This is a genomic window from Streptomyces sp. NPDC048424 (assembly GCF_040651555.1).
Taxonomy (GTDB): Bacteria; Actinomycetota; Actinomycetes; order Streptomycetales; family Streptomycetaceae; genus Streptomyces.
Window position 1 is genome coordinate 19,285 of record NZ_JBEZKE010000011.1, and the last position, 19,429, is coordinate 38,713.

Annotated in this window: 16 protein-coding genes; 8 read left to right on the forward strand and 8 right to left on the reverse strand. The window is 75.3% G+C overall.

What is annotated here, in order from left to right:
• Positions 1–113 precede the first annotated feature (113 nt).
• Both AB0D29_RS17760 and AB0D29_RS17765 read left to right on the forward strand, forming a co-directional pair.
• Positions 114–1,568 carry a hypothetical protein gene (locus AB0D29_RS17760; RefSeq protein WP_362855165.1) on the forward strand — a complete coding sequence of 485 codons (1,455 nt, stop codon included), beginning with the start codon at positions 114–116 and terminating at the stop codon, positions 1,566–1,568.
• Positions 1,569–1,701: 133 nt separating this feature from the next.
• Complete coding sequence (locus AB0D29_RS17765) at positions 1,702–2,478, forward strand: trypsin-like serine protease (RefSeq protein WP_362855167.1); 777 nt, start codon at positions 1,702–1,704, stop codon at positions 2,476–2,478.
• A gap of 6 nt (positions 2,479–2,484) precedes the next feature.
• On the opposite strand, the gene AB0D29_RS17770 is transcribed toward AB0D29_RS17765, so the two are convergent.
• The 3 genes from AB0D29_RS17770 to lnt form a co-directional block, all read right to left on the reverse strand.
• The gene (locus tag AB0D29_RS17770; RefSeq protein ID WP_362855169.1) at positions 2,485–3,702 is read right to left on the reverse strand and encodes an acyltransferase; all 1,218 of its coding nucleotides are present in this window, start codon (positions 3,700–3,702) and stop codon (positions 2,485–2,487) included.
• A 127-nt stretch (positions 3,703–3,829) separates the two neighbouring features.
• On the reverse strand, positions 3,830–4,315 hold the full coding sequence (locus AB0D29_RS17775; RefSeq protein WP_362855171.1) for an NUDIX domain-containing protein: 486 nt from the start codon (positions 4,313–4,315) through the stop codon (positions 3,830–3,832).
• A 37-nt stretch (positions 4,316–4,352) separates the two neighbouring features.
• Positions 4,353–5,999, reverse strand: a complete 1,647-nt coding sequence (gene lnt / locus AB0D29_RS17780) for an apolipoprotein N-acyltransferase (protein ID WP_362855173.1) — start codon at positions 5,997–5,999, stop codon at positions 4,353–4,355.
• 275 nt (positions 6,000–6,274) lie between these two features.
• On the opposite strand from lnt, the gene AB0D29_RS17785 reads away from it, so the two are divergent.
• Entirely contained in the window at positions 6,275–8,380 is a 2,106-nt protein-coding gene (locus AB0D29_RS17785) for a PIG-L family deacetylase (protein WP_362855175.1), read from the forward strand.
• 128 nt (positions 8,381–8,508) lie between these two features.
• Positions 8,509–9,006, forward strand: coding sequence for a hypothetical protein (locus AB0D29_RS17790; RefSeq protein ID WP_362855177.1), 498 nt, complete (start codon positions 8,509–8,511; stop codon positions 9,004–9,006).
• A 7-nt stretch (positions 9,007–9,013) separates the two neighbouring features.
• Here the strand turns inward: AB0D29_RS17790 and AB0D29_RS17795 are convergent, their stop codons facing one another.
• Entirely contained in the window at positions 9,014–10,402 is a 1,389-nt protein-coding gene (locus AB0D29_RS17795; protein WP_362855178.1) for a hypothetical protein, read from the reverse strand.
• 216 nt (positions 10,403–10,618) lie between these two features.
• On the opposite strand from AB0D29_RS17795, the gene AB0D29_RS17800 reads away from it, so the two are divergent.
• Positions 10,619–12,157 (forward strand): DUF6056 family protein, encoded by a 1,539-nt coding sequence (locus tag AB0D29_RS17800; RefSeq protein WP_362855180.1) that lies wholly within the window; start codon positions 10,619–10,621, stop codon positions 12,155–12,157.
• A gap of 16 nt (positions 12,158–12,173) precedes the next feature.
• Here AB0D29_RS17800 and AB0D29_RS17805 read toward each other — a convergent pair whose 3' ends face one another.
• Positions 12,174–12,689, reverse strand: a complete 516-nt coding sequence (locus AB0D29_RS17805; protein WP_362855182.1) for a hypothetical protein — start codon at positions 12,687–12,689, stop codon at positions 12,174–12,176.
• Between the two features lie 75 nt (positions 12,690–12,764).
• Positions 12,765–13,847: an NAD(P)/FAD-dependent oxidoreductase gene (locus tag AB0D29_RS17810; RefSeq protein WP_362855184.1), complete on the reverse strand. Its 1,083-nt coding sequence runs from the start codon at positions 13,845–13,847 to the stop codon at positions 12,765–12,767.
• Between the two features lie 89 nt (positions 13,848–13,936).
• Between AB0D29_RS17810 and AB0D29_RS17815 the strand changes: the two genes are divergently transcribed.
• On the forward strand, positions 13,937–14,527 hold the full coding sequence (locus tag AB0D29_RS17815) for a TetR/AcrR family transcriptional regulator (protein WP_362855186.1): 591 nt from the start codon (positions 13,937–13,939) through the stop codon (positions 14,525–14,527).
• Positions 14,524–15,468 carry an ADP-ribosylglycohydrolase family protein gene (locus AB0D29_RS17820; RefSeq protein WP_362855188.1) on the forward strand — a complete coding sequence of 315 codons (945 nt, stop codon included), beginning with the start codon at positions 14,524–14,526 and terminating at the stop codon, positions 15,466–15,468. Before AB0D29_RS17815 ends, AB0D29_RS17820 begins: the two co-directional genes overlap by 4 nt.
• Here AB0D29_RS17820 and AB0D29_RS17825 read toward each other — a convergent pair.
• Positions 15,420–17,048: an ATP-binding cassette domain-containing protein gene (locus AB0D29_RS17825; protein WP_362855190.1), complete on the reverse strand. Its 1,629-nt coding sequence runs from the start codon at positions 17,046–17,048 to the stop codon at positions 15,420–15,422. The genes AB0D29_RS17820 and AB0D29_RS17825 overlap by 49 nt on opposite strands.
• Before the next feature lie 155 nt (positions 17,049–17,203).
• Entirely contained in the window at positions 17,204–17,995 is a 792-nt protein-coding gene (locus AB0D29_RS17830; RefSeq protein WP_362855192.1) for an aspartate/glutamate racemase family protein, read from the reverse strand.
• Between the two features lie 210 nt (positions 17,996–18,205).
• Between AB0D29_RS17830 and AB0D29_RS17835 the strand changes: the two genes are divergently transcribed.
• Positions 18,206–19,384 carry a glycosyltransferase gene (locus AB0D29_RS17835; protein WP_362855194.1) on the forward strand — a complete coding sequence of 393 codons (1,179 nt, stop codon included), beginning with the start codon at positions 18,206–18,208 and terminating at the stop codon, positions 19,382–19,384.
• Positions 19,385–19,429 lie beyond the last annotated feature (45 nt).

Here is a 19,429-nt window from a genome sequence, read left to right on the forward strand (position 1 = left end):
GACGCCGGGCGATCACGCTCCGTCGTGCACAACAGGCGGTCCGGAAACCGTCCGTGGCGTCCATAGACTGGTGTCTTCCGCCCGAACACCAGACCGAGGATCCCCGCACCTTCATGCTTTGCCACATATCCGCGGCCCGACGCGGGCTCCTCCTCCGGCTCGTTCCGTTCCTGTGGACCCTGGCGTTCGGTCTGTGGGGGCTCTCGCGGCAGGACAGCGTGTGGCGGGACGAGGCGGCGACCTGGCAGGTGGCGGGGCGGCCGGCCGGCGAGATATGGCGCATGCTCGGGAACGTCGACGCTGTGCACGGGCTCTACTACCTGCTGATGCACGGGCTCTTCGAGGTCTTCGGCGCGAGTACGACGACCCTGCGGCTGCCGTCGGTGCTGGCCGTCGCCGCCGCGGCGGCGTGCGTGGCGCTGATCGGGAGCCGGCTGGCGGGCTTCTGGGCGGGGCTCGGCGGCGGGCTGGCCCTCGGGCTGCTGCCGGCCGTCCAGTTCTACCTGCAGGAGGGCCGGCCGTACGCGCTGGTCGCGGCCGGGGCCGGACTGTCGACGCTGCTGCTGGTCTCGCTCGTGGAGGGCGGGCCCGGGCGGCGGGCCTGGCCGCGCTGGACGGCGTACGGGGTCACGGTGCTGGCGTGCGCCCTGCTGAACTGGCTGTCGCTGCTGGTCCTGCCCGCGCACGCGGCGACCCTGTGGTGGGTACGGGCCGGGCGCGGGGTCCTGCTGCGCTGGGCGGCGTACGGTACGGCCGCGGCGGCGGGGGCGCTGCCGCTGGTCCTGTTCAGCCGGGGCCAGTCGGACCAGGTGTCCTGGATACCGCCGCTGACCTGGCACATGCTGATCGGTCCGGGGATCCTCCTCGCCGTCGGCGGGCTCGGCGCGTGGGCGGACCGGCCCGACCGCAAGAGCCTCTCGGCGGCGGCGGTGGGCCTGCCGCTGCTGGCGGTGCCGCAGCTCGGGCTGATCGGTCTGTCGCTGGTCCAGCCGCTGTTCCTGGACCGGTACGTGCTGTTCTCGATGGTGGGCCTGGCGTTGCTGATCGGCGCCGCGCTGGGCGCGGCCGTACGGGCGTGCGCGTCCCGGTTCCCGGGGGCGGCGGGGCTGCTCGTGCCGGGTGTGGTCGGGGTGGCGGTGGTGGCCCTGCTGCCGGTGGAGCTGGGCAAGCGGGCCCCGGCCAGCCGGGTCGACGACGTCCTGGCGGTGGCCGGCGAAGTGGAACAGCTGAAGCGGGACGGGGACGCGGTGCTGTTCGTGCCGGCCGCACGGCGGGACACCGCGCTGGTCTCCCCCGGCGCCTTCACGGGCCTGAGCGACCTGGCGCTGGCCCGGACCCCGGTCGACTCGGCCACGCTCAAGGGCGAGGAGGCGGAACCGGAGCGGATCCGGGCGGCGCTGCTCGGGGAGCGGCGGGTGCTGCTGGTGACGGACTCGGCGAAGGTCGCGAAGGCCCCGTCGGCGGAGCGGGACAAGGCGAAGGCCGCGGTGCTGCGGGAGCACTTCGCGGTGGTGGAGGACCGGCAGGTGCGGGGCCGCCGCGTGACGGTGTACGAGCGCCGCGGTTAGGTCCTGTCCGCCCTGACGGGGCCTGGCCTCGCGGGTCCGTCCGTCCGGGTTTCACACCGGCCCCACGGGATTCACAGGGGATTCATACGGAACACCGGGCTCCGGACATAGGTTCGGCGGGCAGGGTGGAAGCATGATCCACCGCATGCTCCCCCGGCCGGCCCGGCGCATCCGTGCGCGGCGGGCGTCACGGATCCTGCTCGCGCTGACCGCGATGGCGGCGCTGCTCGGCGTGGACGTGCCCGACGCCGCGGCCGGACCGCCGCTCGGGATCACCGCGCGGGCGCTGCCCGGCGCCACGGCGGACCGGGTGGGCGCGCTCTTCGCGGACGGGCTCGACGGCGGGCACTTCTGCACCGCCTCCGTGGTGCGCAGCGACGACCGCGATGTGATCGCCACCGCCGCGCACTGTCTGGAGAGCCCGTACACCACCGTCTTCGCGCCGGGCTACCGGGACGGCGAGGCCCCGTACGGCCTCTGGAAGCTCACCGGGGTGTACCTCGCCCCGGGCTGGACCGAGGGCCAGGACCCGGACGACGACATCGCCTTCGCGACGGTGGCCCCGGTGGACGCCGGGCAGAGCGGGTCCGTCGAGGACCTCGTGGGCGGTTTCCCGGTCGCCGCCGGGCAGCCGGACGACGCCGCGGTGACGGTCATCGGGTACCCGCGGACCCTGGAGGCCCCGCTGCGCTGCGCCAACACCACCGACCTGTTCTCCGAGACCCAGCGGCGGATCGGCTGCCCTGAGCTCAGCGGCGGCACCAGCGGCAGCCCCTGGCTGGTGGACGGCGCGCTGGCCGGGGTGCTCGGCGGCCACGAGGGCGGCGGGACCGTGCCGGAGATCTCGTACAGCGCGGTGATGGGCGACCAGGCGGTGGAGCTGTACCGGGAGGCGGCCGACGCCGGCTAGGGCCGCCTAGCGGGTGGCCGGGATGCGTTCCGCCTCGGGCGCGGAGGGCTGCGCGGGCAGCCGTCGCAGCGGGGGCGGGGCCGGGGTCCCCGAGCGGATGTCCTGGACGCCGCGCCGCAGCCGGTCGCGCAGGAACCGGCCCAGCGGGCGTTCGACGAACCGGTGGATGAGCCAGGCGAGCAGCACCATGAGGGCGGTGACGCCGAGGGCCAGGGGTACGGGCGCCACCTGGTGGCGGAAGTGGTGGATGAAGGTCAGCCCGGCCAGCATGTGGATCAGGTAGAGCGGGTACGTGATCGCTCCGGCGTGCGGGAGCCAGCGCCACCGGATGCCGTCGAGGGCGCCGAGGGCTATCGCCGCCATGAGGACTAAGCCGAGCAGGATGATCGCGTGGGCGGGCCAGACGGGCGTCTGCTGGGTGACGCCCGGGCCCAGGCTGGCGGTCATGCGGTCGTGCACGTGGTGCTGCGCGAGGAGGAACTGGAGGCCGATGACGGCCCACAGGACGGCGTTCGGCCCGAAGCGCCGCATCAGGTAGAAGGCGATGCCGGCGATGAAGTACGGGGAGGCGGACGACGCCGCGAAGAAGGACAGCACTCCGCTGTCGACGGCGGGGGCCACCACGCCCGCGAGGGTCCAGGCCCCGCAGAAGAGGACGCAGTTGCGGTAGGTCACGCCGCGCATCACGACGAGGGCGAACAGGACGTAGAACTTGAGCTCGACGAAGAGGGTCCAGTACACGTCGTCGATGTGGGGGACCCCGATGCCGGCCTGCATCATCGACAGGTTCACCAGCGCGTCACCCGTCTTGATCCTCCTCACCTCGGGCCAGTTGAACAGCACGAGGGAGGTGAAGGCCACGGCCGCCCAGTAGGCGGGGAACAGCCTGGATATCCGGGACACCGCGAAGTCGCCCACGGTCCGGCCCCAGGTGCTCATGCAGATGACGAACCCGCTGACCAGGAAGAAGATCTCGACGCCGAGCCAGCCGTAGACGGCGAACCCGTGGGCGGCGGGGAAGACGCCCTTGGTCGGTTCGCCCCAGGCGCTGTCGAGGACCACGTAGTGGTAGAAGAGCACGGAGAGCGCGGCGAGGACCCGGACGCCGTCGAGGACCGCCAGGCGTCCGCCCGCGGCTCCCTCGCGCGTACGGCCGTCACGTGCGGCACCGGCCCGCGTGACGCCGCTCGGTTGCGGCCCTCCGGCTGAACTGCCCGCGCCCATACCCCGACCACCCCTTGTGAACGTACGACTGTCCTATGACCGCCGTCGGATCTGCGGAACCTTACAGCCCGCTCCCGGCCCTCCCCAGGTGAGCCGGACCACACCCGACCGGTTTGCCGGACGCGTCCTATTCCGGGATCTCCGCGGGCGCCGCGAACCAGGTGGGCTCGTCGCGCAGGGCCCGGTGGATCCGGTCCAGGGCGAAGGGTTCCAGCGGCGGCAGCGCGTCCACCTCGAACCAGGCCACTTCGAGGGACTCGTGGTCATTGGCCCGCGCCTCGCCGCCGGTCGCGCGGCAGCGGAAGGTGATGTCCTGGAACTGGCAGATGTCGCCGTTGGGGTAGGTGATCGGCTCCAGCATCTGGACGAGCACCACCCGCTCGGGGACGCAGCGCACCGCCGTCTCCTCGTACACCTCGCGCACGGCGGTCTCGGCGGGCTGCTCCCCCGGTTCGGCGATTCCGCCGACCACGGACCACCGGCCGGTGTCGGAGCGCCGGCCGAGCAGCACCCGGCCCAGGTCGTCGAGGACGATGGCCGTGACCCCGGGCAGCAGGAGCAGCTGGTGCCCGGCGGTGGCTCGGATGGCGCGGATGTAATCGGGTGTGGTCATCCCCCGACCCTACGAGGCCGGGGCGCCGTCCCCCGTCTCAGGCCGCCCGGCGCGCGCGGATCCGTCGGGCCAGGAGCAGGCCGAAGCCGCCGGCGGCGACGAGGAGCAGCGCGTACTCGGGGAGCGGTCCGACCACGGTGGCCGGGGTACGGGTGGAGCGCAGCGGGATCTCGGCGACGAGGGCGTCCGCGGTGAACATCTTGGTCTCCGCGGTGATCCTGCCGTCGGGGCGGATGACCGCGCTGACCCCGCTGGTGACGGGGACGAGGACGGTCCGGCTGTGTTCGACGGCGCGGATCCGGTCCATGGCCAGCTGCTGGTAGGTCATCTGGGTCCGGCCGAAGGTGGCGTTGTTGCTCGGCACGGCGATGACCTGGGCACCGTCCTGGACGGTGGAGCGGACGGCGTCGTCGAAGGCGGCCTCGAAGCAGGTGACCATGCCCACGCCGCTGCCGGCCATGTCGAAGACGCCGGGCTCCTTGCCGGGGCCGAAGTCGCGGCGCACCCGGTCCACGTCGGAGCTGAAGAGCCGGACGAAGGAGCGCATCGGGATGCGCTCGCCGAAGGGCTGGATCTTGCGCTTGTCGTAGGTCGCGGTGGGGCCGGCGACCGGGTCCCAGAGGATCATCGTGTTGCGCAGCGGACCCGTCTCCGGGGACACGACGGCGCCGATCGCCACGGGCACGCCGATGGCCTTGACCGCCTGGTCGATGACGGCGCGGGCGTCGGGTTCGGCGTACGGGTCGAGGTCGGAGGAGTTCTCCGGCCAGACGACGAAGTCGGGCTTCGGAGCGCGGCCGGCCTTGACGTCCTCGGCGAGCTGGAGGGTGCGCTTGGCGTGGTTGTCGAGGACGGCGCGGCGCTGGGAGTTGAAGTCGAGGCCGAGGCGCGGCACGTTGCCCTGGATGACGGCGGCCACGACGGTGCCGTCCTCGGCCGCGTCGGAGACCAGCGGGCGGGCGGCGAGTCCGGCGCCGATCGGCGCGGCGATGGTGAGCGCGGCCAGCGCGGCGGTGGCGCGGGTGGGGTGGCGGCGGGCGATGCGCACGGCTTCGTAGAGGCCGAATCCGCACAGGGCGACGCCGAAGGAGAGCAGGGGGGTGCCGCCGAGGGCGGCGAGCGGGGTGAAGACGCCGTCGGCCTGCCCGAAGGCCAGCTTGCCCCAGGGGAACCCGCCGAAGGGCGCCCGGGCGCGCAGGGCCTCGCCCGCGACCCAGACGGCTGCGGCGAACAGCGGCCAGGCGGGGAGCCGGCTGACGAGGGCGATGCCGAGGCCGGTGAGGCCGATCAGGAGGGCTTCGAGGCTGACCAGTGCCAGCCAGGGCACCGGGCCGACCTCCTCGCCGGTCCAGACGAGGAGCGGCAGCAGGAAGCCGAGGCCGGCGAGGAAGCCGAGGCCGAAGCCGGCCCGGGCGCGGCGGCCGTGGAGGCAGCCGGCGAGCAGGGCGATGCCGAAGGGGGCCAGCCACCACAGGGGGCGGGGCGGGAAGCTGAGGTAGAGCAGCACGCCGGAGAGGGCGGCGAGCACGGAGCGCACCAGCCAGGCTCCCTTGCGCGGCGCGGGGGCGGGGGCCGCGGGGGCGTCGCCGCGGGCCGTGGCGTGGGGCGGCGCGGCCTCGGCCGGGGCTCCGTCGGCGGGCTGCGAGGGCTCGTTCCCGGCCGCGCGGGTGACACTGCTGCTCATCTGGCGGAGTGTACGTCCCCACGCCTCGGAGACCGGTAAGCGCCCGTGCTGGTCCGGGCCCGTCACGATCACCACCCAAGTAATGACAAATGGGATATCTGACGCATACGATGCATTCAACTCGACTTATTCCATATGCCGTTTGAGGGTGTGTCAGTCGCAAACCCGCGGGGCATAATCGGGGCCGGTCGTCTCCGGAAGCGGTGGAGCCATCGGGACACCGACTCACCCCCTCGGCGGAATTCCGCACCGGACCGATCCTCAAGGCGTCGTACATGTCCCTGGCCAGCCGCACCCGCCTCGCGGGCCTGCTCACCGCGCTCACCATCGGCGCCGCCGGGGTGACGACCTGGGCCTACGGATACGGGAACGCGCCGGAGCCGGCGGCTCCGGAGGCGGTCCTCCGCCCGAGTGTGACCGAAGGCACGGTCCTCCACGTCGTCGCGCACCCCGACGACGACCTCTTCTTCATGAACCCCGACCTGAGCCGCTCCATATCGACGGGCGTGAAGGTCGCCACGGTGTACCTGACCTCGGGCGAGTCCGACGGCAGGAACGAGGCCCACAGCCCGCACCTGGAGGACCCGGCACGCCCCGCCGACCACGCCGCCTACGCGGAGGCCCGGCAGAACGGCATCCGGGCCGCCTACGCGCAGATGGCCACCGGCAACCGCACCAGCGCCTGGCAGCGCACGTCCATACCCACCGCCGGGGGCGGGAGCGCCGAGGTGGACGTCCTCGTCGCCCGGCCCGAGGTCAACCTCATATGGATGCAGCTCCGCGAGGCCCGCAGCATCTCCGGCGACAATCCGGACAGCCTGCGCGGCCTGTGGGACGGCAAGGTGCCCGCCCTGGGCTCCCAGCTGACCTCCGGGACGCCGGTCAAGAGCGGGTTCTCGTACACGAAGGACCAGGCCGTCGAGGCCATCGCGGACGTCTTCGCGAGGTTCCGGCCGACCACGATACGGACGCAGGACCCGACGCCCGGCCGGGCGCAGGGCGGCGGGGCCTTCCTCGACCACCAGGACCACATGTACGGGGCCCGCTTCGTGCAGGCCGCGGCCGAACGCTACGCGCGGTCCGGGGACCGGCCGCACTTCTCGGTGCAGAACTACGTGAGCTACCCGAACAGCTCCCTGCCCCCGACGCTCGACCCGCAGGCCGCCGAGGAGAAGCTCGGCTACCTCAAGACCTACGCCTGGACGGACCACCAGGACTGGTGCGGCAGCGCCGCCGGCTGCGGCGACCGCAAGACCGCGACGCGGCCCACCGGCGCCGGCTGGAACCAGACCATCCGCTACAGCCGGGGCGACGGCACCTCCTGGATGACCGAGGGCGCCTCCGGCCGGCTGTGGGCCTTCGCCGTCCTGGACGGCCGGATGGCCTACTGGTCGCGCAGCGGCCCCAAGGCCCCCTGGCAGGGCCCCGAGTTCCTCCCAGGCGCCGGGATCGACGCGGGCGCGACCTCCGTCCGCCTCCCCGACGGCAGGATCGCGGTCTTCGGCACCCGCACCACCCTGGGCACCGCACCCCAGGAGTACGGGCGCGACCTCGTGTACGCCGTCCAGGCCGCCCCCGGCGGCGCGTTCGGCCCGTGGCAGTCGCTCGGCACCCCGGACACGGACGACATATCCGGCACCTCGGCGATCAGCGCCCCGGCCGTGGCCGTGGACCGCACGGGCCGGATGACCGTGTACGTACGCGACTCCCGGCGCACCCTGCGCGCCCGCGCGCAGGACACCCCCGACGGCGGCTTCGGCGGGTGGCGGTCCCTGGGCGGCGCCGCCCTCCAGGGCGACCCGGTCACCGCGACGGACGCGGCGGGACGGCGCCACGTGTACGCGGCCACCGCCCAGTCCGTACTGGCCTGGGTCCAGCCGACGCCGGACGCCCCGTTCGGCGGCCCCCTCCCGACCGGCCTGCCGGCGACCACCGGTCCGCTCTCGGCGGGCCCGCAGGGCGACGGCGTCCGCCTCTGGTTCCGCCGCCCCGGCACGGGCACCGTCGGTACGAGCCTGGCCACGGCGGGCGGCCACGCGCCGACGTTCTCCCCGGTCACCGAGGCGGGCGGCGAGGGCGGCTACGGCGCCGTCGGCGTCACGGGCGGGCTGCTCGCCGGCCGCGCGGGCACGGGCACGGTCGGCGTGTCGGGCCCGGGCGACGCGCCGTCCTGGTACGAGTCGCAGATGCTCTACACGGGCGCACCGGCGGCCGTGGCCGAGCCGGACGGCACGACCCTGGCGGCGGCCCTCGGCCTGGACGCCGGTCTCCACGTGACGACGGCTCCCCCGGCCGGATCCGAACCCGCCGGCAGCCGCCCGCCCTCCTCCCCGTGGCACCGCGCGGTCCAGCCCTCGACGGTGGTGCAGGCAGGGCGCTAGGTCCTGTCCGGGTGGCAGCGCCGACCCGTGCGGGTGACGATGGCGGGCACCACGTCAGGAAGCGGCCGGGGCCGGCTCCCGACGGGCTGACCGGCTGACCGGCACCAGGGCCGGTGATCGGAGCTCCCATGACCGCTTGCTCCACCGCGCGCGGGAGCGCGGGACCGGGAAGGGTCCGCGCCGTGGCCTGCGCCGCCGTGCTGGTGGCCCTCGCCACCGGGTGCCGGGCCGACACGGCGCCGGCCTGGGGGTACCCGGAGCTCGGCGCGACCCTCGGATCGCTGTCCCGGGCCCTCGACGAAAGCTGCGCCGGGCAGGCCCCCGCGAGCTGCAGCGACGACCTGGACCGGCTCCACGCCCTGGCGGAGCGCGCCTTCGGCGAAGTACTCGAACACCGGCTCCTCGACGACGCGTACCTCGCGGCCGGGAACGAGGTGGACCGGGCGAGGGGGCTCCGGCTCGCGGCCGCGGCGAAGGCCCGCTCACCGCACGACCCGCACGACCCGCACGACCCGCCGCTCGGCCGGGCGCTGGCGGCCGAACGGCTCGCCTACCGGCACCTGCTGGCCGCGCTGGAGCGGCTGCGCACCGCACCGCCGCCGGGTGACGGGACGGACCCGGTCTGATCCGGCCTCAGGACCGCAGGGGCGGGGTGGGGAGCGCCGTCCCGTCGAGCGCCACGAGCGCCAGGACCGCGATCGCGCCCGTCCACGCGAGGGGGGCGACCGAGGCGGGCCTGCCCTCCTTGTCCACCTTCTCCGGCAGTTCACCGAGCGCGTTCCGCCTGGCCAGGACCCAGTCGAGTACCGGTCCGGCCTTCGCCGGGCTTCCCGTGGCGGCCCAGGCGAGCGCGAAGAGCGCCGTACTGGGCGTCCAGGCGTTCCCGCCCCAGGGGGCCGTGGCGTCGTTCCCCGGGGTCAGGCCCCCGTTGGGCAGGAGCAGCGCCCGGTACGTGGCGTCCAGCGCTCCGGGCAGGCCGGCCGGGGCCGCGTTGAAGGGGGGCGCCATGAACGTCACCGCGCTGTCGCGTCCGTGCCGTCCGTCGACGGTGCGCTGGTAGCCCAGGGGGGCGAACCGCGCCGAGATCCCGGCCGAGAGCCGCCGCGCCGCCCGGGCCCAGCGCGCCGCGTCGTCCGGCCGGCCCGCCTCCCGGGCGAGGTCGGCGGAGGCGTTGAGCCCGGCGAGCAGCGGCGCGGCCGTACCGATGTTCGTGGTGGCCGTCATCAGCTCCCAGTAGTCGGGGGAGGCCGGCGGCAGCCCGTCCGTCCGCAGGGAGGCCGCCGCGCGGTCGGCCGCCTTGCGGATCATCGGGTAGAGGGGGGCCAGCCGGAGGCTGCGGGTGGCCGAGGGGGCCGTCCGGTACCACTGCCAGGTGGCCCACGGGACCCAGCCGTTGGCGTCGAGCTGCCACCACCTGCCGTCGGGCGGGCCGGACGCGTCGAGCTTCGTCCGCGCCTCCCAGGTGCCGTCCGTGCGCTGGGTCGCGGCGCTGTAGCGCAGGATCCGGTAGGCCTCCGCGTCGTGGCCGGTGTGCGCGAAGGCGGCGGAGGCGAAGCTGGAGTCGCGCGGCCAGGAGTACTGCCAGCCGGGGCTCCACCCCGCGGCCACGGCGCCGTTGGGCCGGAGCAGGGCGCGCAGGGCGAGGAGGGCCCGCTCGGCCGCCGCGCGCTGGGCCGGCGACCTGCCCGGGACCCGGCCGGAGGCCAGCCAGGCGCGGCTCTGCGCGATCTGCCGCACGGCCGGCGGATGGCCGTCGGCGACCACGAGCGACGTCTTGCGGCCTGCGGGCAGGTACTTCCACCGGCCCGACGCCAGCCGCAGGACGTTGCTCCCCTCGACGTACCGCGCGCCCTCGGCGACGGCCGGCGGCACCCCTTCGGCGGCGTCCGTGTTGGAGAGGAGGCCGACGGTGGGCGCGGCGAGGGCCGACAGGGGCGCGTGACTGCCCACGGGACACAGGGGGACGGCGAAGCTCGCGAAGGCCGCCGTGGCGACCGCCCAGCAGCCGAGGACACCGGGCATCGCCACTCCCTCCGCCGGCCCCGGGTCCGTGCGGACCCGCCTTCCCCATCCTGGGAGACCCGGGCGGAGGCTGCCACGGAACGCCCGCCGCCCGGGTGAGCGCGGGACGCCAGGGGGTCTCGTGGCTCCCCACCCGTCCTGGCGCACCCGGGATGCAGGGGGCGGCGGGCCGTGCACACGATGGGGGCTCGCGGGCCCGCTGCGAAGAGGTGGTGAATGAGCACTGCTGCGTTGGAGGACGAGGACGTCCGCGCCCCCGGCCCCGCGGCGGGCGGGGGAAGGGGCGGCCGCCCCCTCCTGCGCGGGCTCCTCCCGGCGGCCGGGGCGACGCTCGTCGCGGCGGCCGGTGGCCTGATCGCCGTCGGCTGCTTCCTCGGTCTCTACGTGCGGCCCACGTCCGACGACTGGTGCGCCGCGTGGAAGGCCCGTGACCTGGGAGTCCTCGGCATCACCTCCGATTTCTACCTGACCCAGAACGGCCGGATCGCCAACGCCTTCCTGAGCGGTGTCGTCTACGGCGACGGACTCGCCGGGATCAAGATCCTGCCGACGGTCATCGTCGTCTGCTTCACCGCCGGGCTGGTCCTGTTGGGGCGCGAGCTCGTCCGTTTCCTCGGCGGCAGGCCCCGGCCGCTGGTCCTGACCGCCTGCGCCCTGGTCGTGCAGGCGCTGATCTACTTCGCGGGCACCCGCAGCTACCAGGTACTGCTGTGGGCGCCTGCCACGATCTCGCACACCGTTCCGAGCGTCATCGGCGTGTGGGCGCTCCTGCTGGCCCTGTGGACCGTCCGCGGTCCGCGCTCTCCCGTCCGCGTGGCCGGTTTCGTCTCGGCGTTCCTCATCGGCTTCGCGCTGGGCACCCTGAGCGAACCGTTCGCGCTCGTCAGCGGACTGCTCGCCGGCCTGGTCGGGCTGCTCTGCATCCCCCGGTTCGGGCTGGCCCGGAACTGGCGTCCGTCCACCTGGTGCCTGCTCTGGTGCTCCGGCCTCGTCTGCGGTCTGGCCGTGCTCTACACCTCGCCCGGCGCCCGCTGGCGGCGGGCCCAGCAGCCGGACAAGGAGTCCCTGCTGTCCGCGGGCGAACTCCGGGGCACGTTCGCGGACTGGCTGCGCGTGTGGGACTCCGTCACCGGCCAGTGGGCCTACCTCGGAGCCGCCGCCGTCGGTGTCCTCCTGGGCCTGGCGTGCGGCCTGCGCGGCCGCGCGCCCGGGAAGCGGGAGCCGCGGCGGACCGTCCCGCGCCGGACGCTGACCGCCGCGCTGCTGCTGCCGGTGCCCGTGGTGGTGCTGGGGTCGTTCGCTGTGGTGGTGGGCCTGCGCAGCGGCTACGGCCCGAGCGGGTGGACGTACGCCCGTACGTGGACGAACTTCCTCGTACCGATGGAACTCGCGCTCTGCGGCTACGGCGCCCTGCTGGGGGCCCGCGGCGGCCGGCGGCTCGCGGGCCGCCGCTCCGCCGACGCGTCCCTCGCGACCGCGGCCGTCGCGGCGGGCTGCCTGGCCCTGGCCTCGGTGGCCGCGCTCGTCCCGCACGTCCGCCAGCTCACCACCACCACGGTCGCCCGCTCCGTGGCCTGGGACGCGCAGAACGCCCGTATCCGCACCGAGGCCGCCCGGGGCGCCACGGACGTCGGCTACCAGCCCCTGTACATCGGCGCCCTCGCCGAGCCCTTCTTCACGGCGGACTACGACCGGGACTGGGTCGCCACCTGCGTCTCGAACTGGTACGGCATCACCCGCATCCACCCCCGCTGACGCCCGGGAAGCCCCTCTACCGGGCGAGGGCGCGCAGGTGGGTGCGGATGACGCGGACGGCGTCTTCCGCGTCGTCGACGGTGACCGTGAAGAGCTTGCCGTCGCCGAGGCGCAGTTCCAGGCCCTCGCCTCGGCGGACGATCACCGCGGTGCCCTTCTCGGGGCGCCAGCGGTAGCCCCAGCCGCCCCACTGCTGCGGGGTGATCCGCGGGAGGAACTCGGCGGAGGTCACCTCGGTGAGCCGGATGGTGCGGCGCGGCAGCCCTATGTGGCCGCAGCGCACGCACAGGGCCTCGGAGTCGATGGTGACGGCGACGTGCACGAAGGCGAGCGTGCCGTAGAGGATGAGCAGCCCGGCGGCGAGGCAGCCGGCCACGGCCATGAGGAGCGGGACGAAGCCGGAGGTCCAGGCGTTGTCGACGGCGAGCTCGATGCCGAGCGCCAGACAGGCCGCGCCGGCCGCTGCGAGCAGCCACTGCACGCGGTTGGAGGCCCGGCCCGTCCACAACGGACCCGGGGGGTGCGCCGTCATGTGTAGCAGCGTACTCACGTTGCGCTGGTACGCCACTGCCCCTCGCCCGGTCGGATCAGCGCGCCCGGTGGTTCCTCAGCCGGGGAGCAGGCCGACGAGCGCGTCGCGCAGGGCGGGCCGGCGGGCGGTCATGAAGCGGTGCAGGTTGCGGGAGCCGAAGGCCACGCGCTGGGCGCTGCGGCGGCGCTCGGCGTCGTACGCGCGCAGGGCCCCGGGCAGCCCGGCCGGTCCGCCGGCGGATCCGATGGCGGCGACGGCGCGCGTCAGCGCCTCGGCGTCGAGCAGGGCGGTGCAGGCGCCCTGCCCGAGGTTGGGTGTCATGGCGTGGGCGGCGTCGCCGACGAGAGCGACCCGGCCGTCGGCGACGAAGGTCGGGAGCGCCGGGTAGAGGTGGCGCATCTCGTACCGGATCCAGGTCGCCGGGTCGGTCTCGGCCAGAACGCGCGGGACGGGGTCGTGCCAGTCGGCGAAGGCGTCCCGTACCTCGCGGGCGGTGGTGGCCTCGGGGACGGTGGCGTACCAGTTGGTGCGGCCGGGCTCCACGGGGGTCATGCCGAAGAAGCGGCCGGCGCCCCAGGTCTCGCCGTACAGGCCGGTCTCGAAGCCGGCGATGCCGATCCAGGCGACCGTGCCGATCGGGCGCGGCCCGCTGCGGTGCCCGAAGTGCGCCGTACGGACCACGCTGTTGATGCCGTCGGCGCCGACGACCAGGCGGTCCGGGTCGGCGGTGAGTGCGGCGGCGTCGGCGAGGCGGTGCCCGTATTCGATCCGTACGCCGCCGAGCCCGTCGAGCTCCGCGAGCAGCGCGTCGATCAAGTAGGGGCGGGAAATGAGCAGTTCCGGCCTGCCCGCCCTGCGTTCGATCCGTTCGAGCGGGAGGGCGGCAAGCACCGTGCCGTCGGGGCGCCGGATACGGGCGTCGCGGTACGGGACCGCGCGCGCCCGCAGCGCGTCGCCGAGGCCGAGGCGGTCGAGGGCGGTCTGGGCGGTGGGGTGGATGCCGAAGGCGGTGCCGTAGCGGTCGGGCTCGGTGCGGCGCTCCAGGACGGTCACCTTCCAGCCCGCGCGGCGCAGGCCGATGGCGGTGGCGAGCCCACCGACTCCCGCTCCGACCACGACGGCCTCCGCCTCGGTCTCGGTCTCGGTCTCGCTGCTCATGGCGCGTCCCTTCACCTGGATCCCGGCCGGCGACTACCACATCCGTGGTACTACACCTGTGGTACCACGGATGTAGTTAGGGTGGCAACGTGAATCAGGACCGGAGGGATCGGCTGCGGGACGCGGCCGTCGCCGTACTGGCGGAAGCGGGCGGGCGCGGGCTCACGCACCGTGCCGTCGACGCGGCCGCCGCCGTGCCCACGGGCACGGCCAAGAACTACTTCCCGACCCGGGACGCCCTGCTGCGGGCCGTCGCCGAACGCTGCGTCGAGCAGTACCGGGCACTGGCCGCGTCCCTGGCCGGGGCCGGCCCGGGGCCCGCCGACGCGCGGCAGCTCGCGGCGCTGCTGGCCGGGCTGCTGCGGAACGTCGCCGGACCCGGCCGGCCGCGCGTCCTCGCGTACCTGGAGCTCCAGACCGAGGGGACGCGGCGGCCGTGGCTGGCCGCGCTGTTGGACCCGATCGCCGCGGCGGACTTCGCCGCGCACGCGCACCTGCTGCGCGCGGCCGGGCTGCCGGCCGGACCGGAGCAGGCCCGCGCCCTCACCCTCGCGCTGCACGGCGCCATCCCCCACCTGCTGTCCGGCGCTCCGGCCACCCTGGCGGCGGCCGGCCTGGACGACCTCGACCGCTTCGCCCGCACCCTGCTGGCCGCCGTCTGCCCCGAGGAGACACGATGACCACCCGCCTCGACCGCGCCGTGGGCGCCGTCCTGGGCTCGGCGGCGGGCGACGCGCTCGGCGCGCCGTACGAGTTCGGGCCGGCCGGACAACTGACCGCGCGCGGGGAGGAGATGCGCGGGGGCGGCGGCTGGGATCCGGGCGAGGCGACCGACGACACGCAGATGGCCGTACTGGTCGGCGAGTCCCTGCTGGAGCGGGACGGCCTCGAACTCCCGGACGTCTTCGCCCGGTTCCAGCGGTGGGCGGCCGGCCGGCCGAAGGACATAGGCCTGCAGACCGAGGACGTGCTGACGAACGGCGAGCCGTGGGACCTCGCGGCCGCCCTGCACTTCCAGGTCAACATCCGGGCGGCGGGCAACGGTTCCCTGATGCGGGCCGCCACCTCGGCGGTGTACTTCGCCGCCGGCGGGCGGGAACGGACCATGGACGCGGTGCGGCGGATCGCGGCGCTGACGCACGGCGACCGGGCCGCCTGGGAGGGGACGGCGGTCCTGCACGAGCTCGTGCGCGTCGCCCTGGACGGAGCCGATCCGCTCGCCGCCCTCCCGGCGACGCTCGCCGCGGTGCACCCGGACCACCGCGAGCGGTACGGCCGCGTACTCGCCCCCGACTGGCATCCCGGCCTGGCCACCGAGTTCAACGGAGCGGTGTGGCCCTGCCTGGGCTCCGCGGTGTGGGCGCTGCGGACCACCACCGGGTTCGCGGACGCCGTACGGGCCGCGGTGGACCTGGGCGGGGACACCGACACGGTGGCCGCGGTGACGGGGACCCTGGCCGGGGCCCGGTACGGCCAGGGGGCGGTCCCGGAGTCCTGGACGGCCGCGCTCCACGTGCCGCTGCCCGGGTTCGGGGAGCGGATCCTGGACGCGGACGACCTGCGGGCGCTGGCTCAGCGGCTCGCGGCGGCCGGCCGGACCGCGGCCGCCGGCTCCCCCTGAAGCTCCAGTCGGCGACCCCGGAAGGCCGCGCGCAGCCGCCGGTCGTGCGTGACCAGGACCAGGGTCCCGCCGAAGTGGGCCAGGGCCGCCTCCAGTTCCTCCACCACGGCCGGCGCCAGGTGGTTCGTCGGCTCGTCCAGGAGCAGCAGGTCGAGCGGGCGGGCCACCAGCCGGGCCAGGTCCAGCTTGCGCCGCTGGCCGGCCGAGAGGGCGCCTACCGGCCGGACGAGGTCGTCCGGGGCGAGCAGGCCGAGCCGGGCCGCCTGCTCGGCGTACTCCTCGCCGAACATCTCGACGGCTGACCGGGGTTCGCGGGCCCACCGGTCGTCCTGCCGGAGCAGCCCCACGCGCGGGGGTGTCCGTACGAGGCCTCGTACGGGCTCCAGTTCACCGACCAGCAGGTGCAACAGGGTCGATTTCCCGGCGCCGTTGGGCCCGGTCACCAGCAGCCGCTCCCCGGGCGCGAGTGTGAGCGAGAGGGGGGCGAGCCGTCCCGGGACCTCCGCACCGGCCAACTCCACCACGCCGGCAGCGCCTTCGGTGAACCGGCCGGTGAAGACGAGCGGCCGCGGGGGCGGCGGTACGGGGTTCTCGGTCAGCCGGTGCAGCCGTTCGCGGGCCGTGCGGATGCGGGCGGCGGCGCCGTGGGTCCGGGAGCGGGCGCGGAAGGCGCCGGCCCCGCTGAAGCCGCGGGGCAGCTTGCGCGGGATGGCGGCGAACCGCCCGATGTTGGTGTCGGCCAGCCGCTCGGCACTGCGCACCTCCGCGCGCCACTCCTCGTACTCCCGTTCCCAGCGGGCCCGTTCGGCGGCGCGGGCGGTCAGGAACCCGGCGTATCCGTTGCCGTAGCGGCGGACCGTCCGGCGGCCCTGGTCCACCTCCAGGACGGCGGTCGTGACGCGGTCGAGGAACAGCCGGTCGTGGGTGACGGCGACGACGGTTCCGCGGTGGGTGCGCAGGCGCTCCTCCAGCCAGCCGACCGCTTCGTCGTCGAGGTCGTTGGTCGGCTCGTCGAGCAGGAGCAGCTCGGGCTCGGCGGCGAGGGCGGCCGCGAGGGCGAGCCGGGAGCGCTGACCGCCGGACAGGGTGCCGAGCCGGCGGTCCGGGTCGAGCGCGCGGCGTTCGCCGAGGTGGCGCAGGGTGGTCGCGACGCGGCGCTCGGCGTCGCGGCCGCCGCGCGCCTCGTAGGCGGTGAGGAGGTCCCCGTACGCGGCCAGCTCCTCGGGACCGGCCCGGTGCAAACGGGACTCGGCGGCGCGGATCCGGCGTTCGAGGGCGCGCAGGTCGGCGAGGGCGAGGTCGACCGCGTCGCCGACGCGGGCGGCCGGCGGGAGGTCGAGGGTCTGCGCGAGGTGCCCGAGGCCGCCGGGGGCGGTGACGGTGACCTCGCCGTGGTCGGGGCGTTCCCGTCCCGCGAGGAGCCGGAGCAGGGTGGACTTGCCGGAGCCGTTGTCGCCGACGACGCCGACCCGCTCGCCGGGCCGGACCGTACAGCTCACGCGGTCCAGGACGACGCGGGTGTCGTAGCTCTTGGTGACCTCGGACAGGACGATCTGGGTGGAGGCGAGCGGAGCGGGCAAGGGCGATCCCTTCGGGGCGAGTGGGACGGGAACCGAGAGGCCGGGAGGCCGAGGGGGCAAACGAGAGACGAACCGTTCCGTCTCGCGATCGGACCAAAAGTAACGCACCTTTGAACCTCATGCAAGACGGACCGTCTCGTTGAGCTCTCGACCCGTCAGCCGACGGGCGCGCCCTCGCCCGCGAGCAGCCGGCCCTCGGCGTACCTGAGCGCGGCGGCGGGCAGGGAGCCCTCGCGCCCGCTGCGCAGCACCGTCAGTCCGCCCGTGCGGGGCAGCGCGGGCTGCGGCCCGGCTCCGAGGCGGCGCAGCGCCTGGACGGCGACGGGCTCGGCGGAACCGTGGAAGACGAGCGCGGCTCCCCCCGTCCGCGCGGCGAGGGCGGTCCGGATGGCGTCCTCGACGAGCTCGTAGTGCGTGCAGCCGAGCACCACGTCGGTGACGTCGGCCGGCGTCAGCGCGGCGGCCGCGGCCACGGCGGCCGCGACGGCGGCGTCGTCGGCGGTCTCCACGGCGTCGGCCAGCCCGGGGCACGGCACCTCGGTGACCCGGACCCCGTTGGCGAAGTCACGGATCAGCCCGCGCTGGTAGGCGCTGCCGGTGGTGGCGGGGGTGGCCCAGATCGCGACGCGGCCGCCGGCGACCGCGGCGGGCTTGATCGCCGGCACGGTCCCGATGACCGGGATGGCGGGCTCCAGCTCCGCGCGCAGGGCGTCCAGGGCGTGCACGGTGGCGGTGTTGCAGGCCACGATCAGCGCGTCCGGGCGGCGCTCGGCGGCGGCCCGGGCGACGGCGAGCGCGCGCTCGGTGAGGTCGGCGGGGGTCCGCGGCCCCCAGGGCATCCCGTCGGGGTCCGAGGACAGGACCAGGTCCGCGTCCGGCCGCAGCCGGCGCACCGCCGTGGCCGCCGCGAGGAGGCCGATTCCGGAGTCCATGAGCGCGATCTTCACCGGGCCACCTTAGTCGACCCCCACCCCACCCGAGCCCGGCACCGCCCACACCCGACCCCGCCCACCCCGGCCGGCAGGACCACGGGGCGCACCCGCGGGCCACCGCCCGCCCGGGCGGGGCCCGGTGCCGTCCGTCCGCCCGGCGAGGGCCGCCGCACCCGGCGCGGGCGGTTGCGCGACACGTCCGCCCGGGCCCGGCACACTGCCGCCATGGGCCTCTTCACCGCCGCCTGCGCGGCCTACGCCTCCCTCGCCGCCTGGCTCTGGCTCACCCTCGCCCAGGGCATGTTCTGGCGGACCGACGTCCGCCTCCCCCCGCGCACCGCCCCCACCCACTGGCCGTCCGTCGCGATCGTCGTCCCCGCCCGGGACGAGGCCGAGGTGCTGCCCCGCAGCCTGCCCTCGCTCCTCGCCCAGGACTATCCCGGCGAGGCCGAGGTCATCCTCGTCGACGACGGCAGCACCGACGGCACCGGCGCCCTCGCGCTCCGGCTCGCCGCCGGGCAGCCCGGACTCCCGCTGACCGTCTCCTCCCCCGGCGACCCCGCCCCCGGCTGGACCGGCAAGCTCTGGGCGCTGCGCCACGGCATCTTCCTCGCCCGCACCGCGCACGCCACCGAGCCCGACTTCCTGCTCCTCACCGACGCCGACATCGCGCACGAGCCCGACAGCCTGCGCGAACTCGTCGCCGCCGCGACCTCCGCCGACCTCGACCTCGTCTCGCAGATGGCCCGCCTGCGCGTCGCCGGCCTCTGGGAACGGCTCGTCGTACCGGCCTTCGTGTACTTCTTCGCCCAGCTCTACCCCTTCCGCCGGATCAACCGGCCCTCCGCCCGCACCGCGGCGGCCGCCGGCGGCTGCGTGCTGCTGCGCACCGAGGCCGCCGTGCGCGCCGGGGTCCCCGACAGCATCCGTCAGGCCGTCATCGACGACGTCTCCCTCGCCCGCGCGGTCCACCGCTCCGGCGGCCGGATCTGGCTCGGTCTGGCGGAGCGGGTGGACAGCGTGCGCCCGTACCCGGCGCTCGCCGACCTGTGGCGGATGGTCTCGCGCAGCGCCTACGCCCAACTGCGCCACCAGCCCATCCTGCTGGCCGGGACCGTCGCCGGGCTGGTGCTCGTGTACCTCGTGCCCCCGGCGGCCCTCCTGACGGGGCTCGCGGCCGGAGAGCCCGCGACCGCGTGGGCCGGGGGCCTCGCCTGGCTCCTGATGGCGGGCACGTACCTGCCGATGCTGCGCTACTACCGGCAGCCCGCCGCGCTCGCTCCGCTGCTTCCGCTCACGGCCCTGCTGTACCTCCTGATGACCGTCGACTCGGCCGTTCAGCACTACCGGGGCCGCGGCGCGTCCTGGAAGGGCCGTACCTATGCCCGTCCCAGCGATGCCTGAAACGGCGAACTGCTGCCCGACGCGGCGTCATCCGAGGTCACCGCG

Coding starts and splice junctions, on each gene's coding strand:
- AB0D29_RS17760 (WP_362855165.1), top strand. CDS start 114: ATGCTTTGCCACATATCCGCGGCCCGACGCGGGCTCCTCCTCCGGCTC.
- AB0D29_RS17765 (WP_362855167.1), top strand. CDS start 1,702: ATGATCCACCGCATGCTCCCCCGGCCGGCCCGGCGCATCCGTGCGCGG.
- AB0D29_RS17770 (WP_362855169.1), bottom strand. CDS start 3,702: ATGGGCGCGGGCAGTTCAGCCGGAGGGCCGCAACCGAGCGGCGTCACG.
- AB0D29_RS17775 (WP_362855171.1), bottom strand. CDS start 4,315: ATGACCACACCCGATTACATCCGCGCCATCCGAGCCACCGCCGGGCAC.
- lnt (WP_362855173.1), bottom strand. CDS start 5,999: ATGAGCAGCAGTGTCACCCGCGCGGCCGGGAACGAGCCCTCGCAGCCC.
- AB0D29_RS17785 (WP_362855175.1), top strand. CDS start 6,275: ATGTCCCTGGCCAGCCGCACCCGCCTCGCGGGCCTGCTCACCGCGCTC.
- AB0D29_RS17790 (WP_362855177.1), top strand. CDS start 8,509: ATGACCGCTTGCTCCACCGCGCGCGGGAGCGCGGGACCGGGAAGGGTC.
- AB0D29_RS17795 (WP_362855178.1), bottom strand. CDS start 10,402: ATGCCCGGTGTCCTCGGCTGCTGGGCGGTCGCCACGGCGGCCTTCGCG.
- AB0D29_RS17800 (WP_362855180.1), top strand. CDS start 10,619: ATGAGCACTGCTGCGTTGGAGGACGAGGACGTCCGCGCCCCCGGCCCC.
- AB0D29_RS17805 (WP_362855182.1), bottom strand. CDS start 12,689: ATGACGGCGCACCCCCCGGGTCCGTTGTGGACGGGCCGGGCCTCCAAC.
- AB0D29_RS17810 (WP_362855184.1), bottom strand. CDS start 13,847: ATGAGCAGCGAGACCGAGACCGAGACCGAGGCGGAGGCCGTCGTGGTC.
- AB0D29_RS17820 (WP_362855188.1), top strand. CDS start 14,524: ATGACCACCCGCCTCGACCGCGCCGTGGGCGCCGTCCTGGGCTCGGCG.
- AB0D29_RS17835 (WP_362855194.1), top strand. CDS start 18,206: ATGGGCCTCTTCACCGCCGCCTGCGCGGCCTACGCCTCCCTCGCCGCC.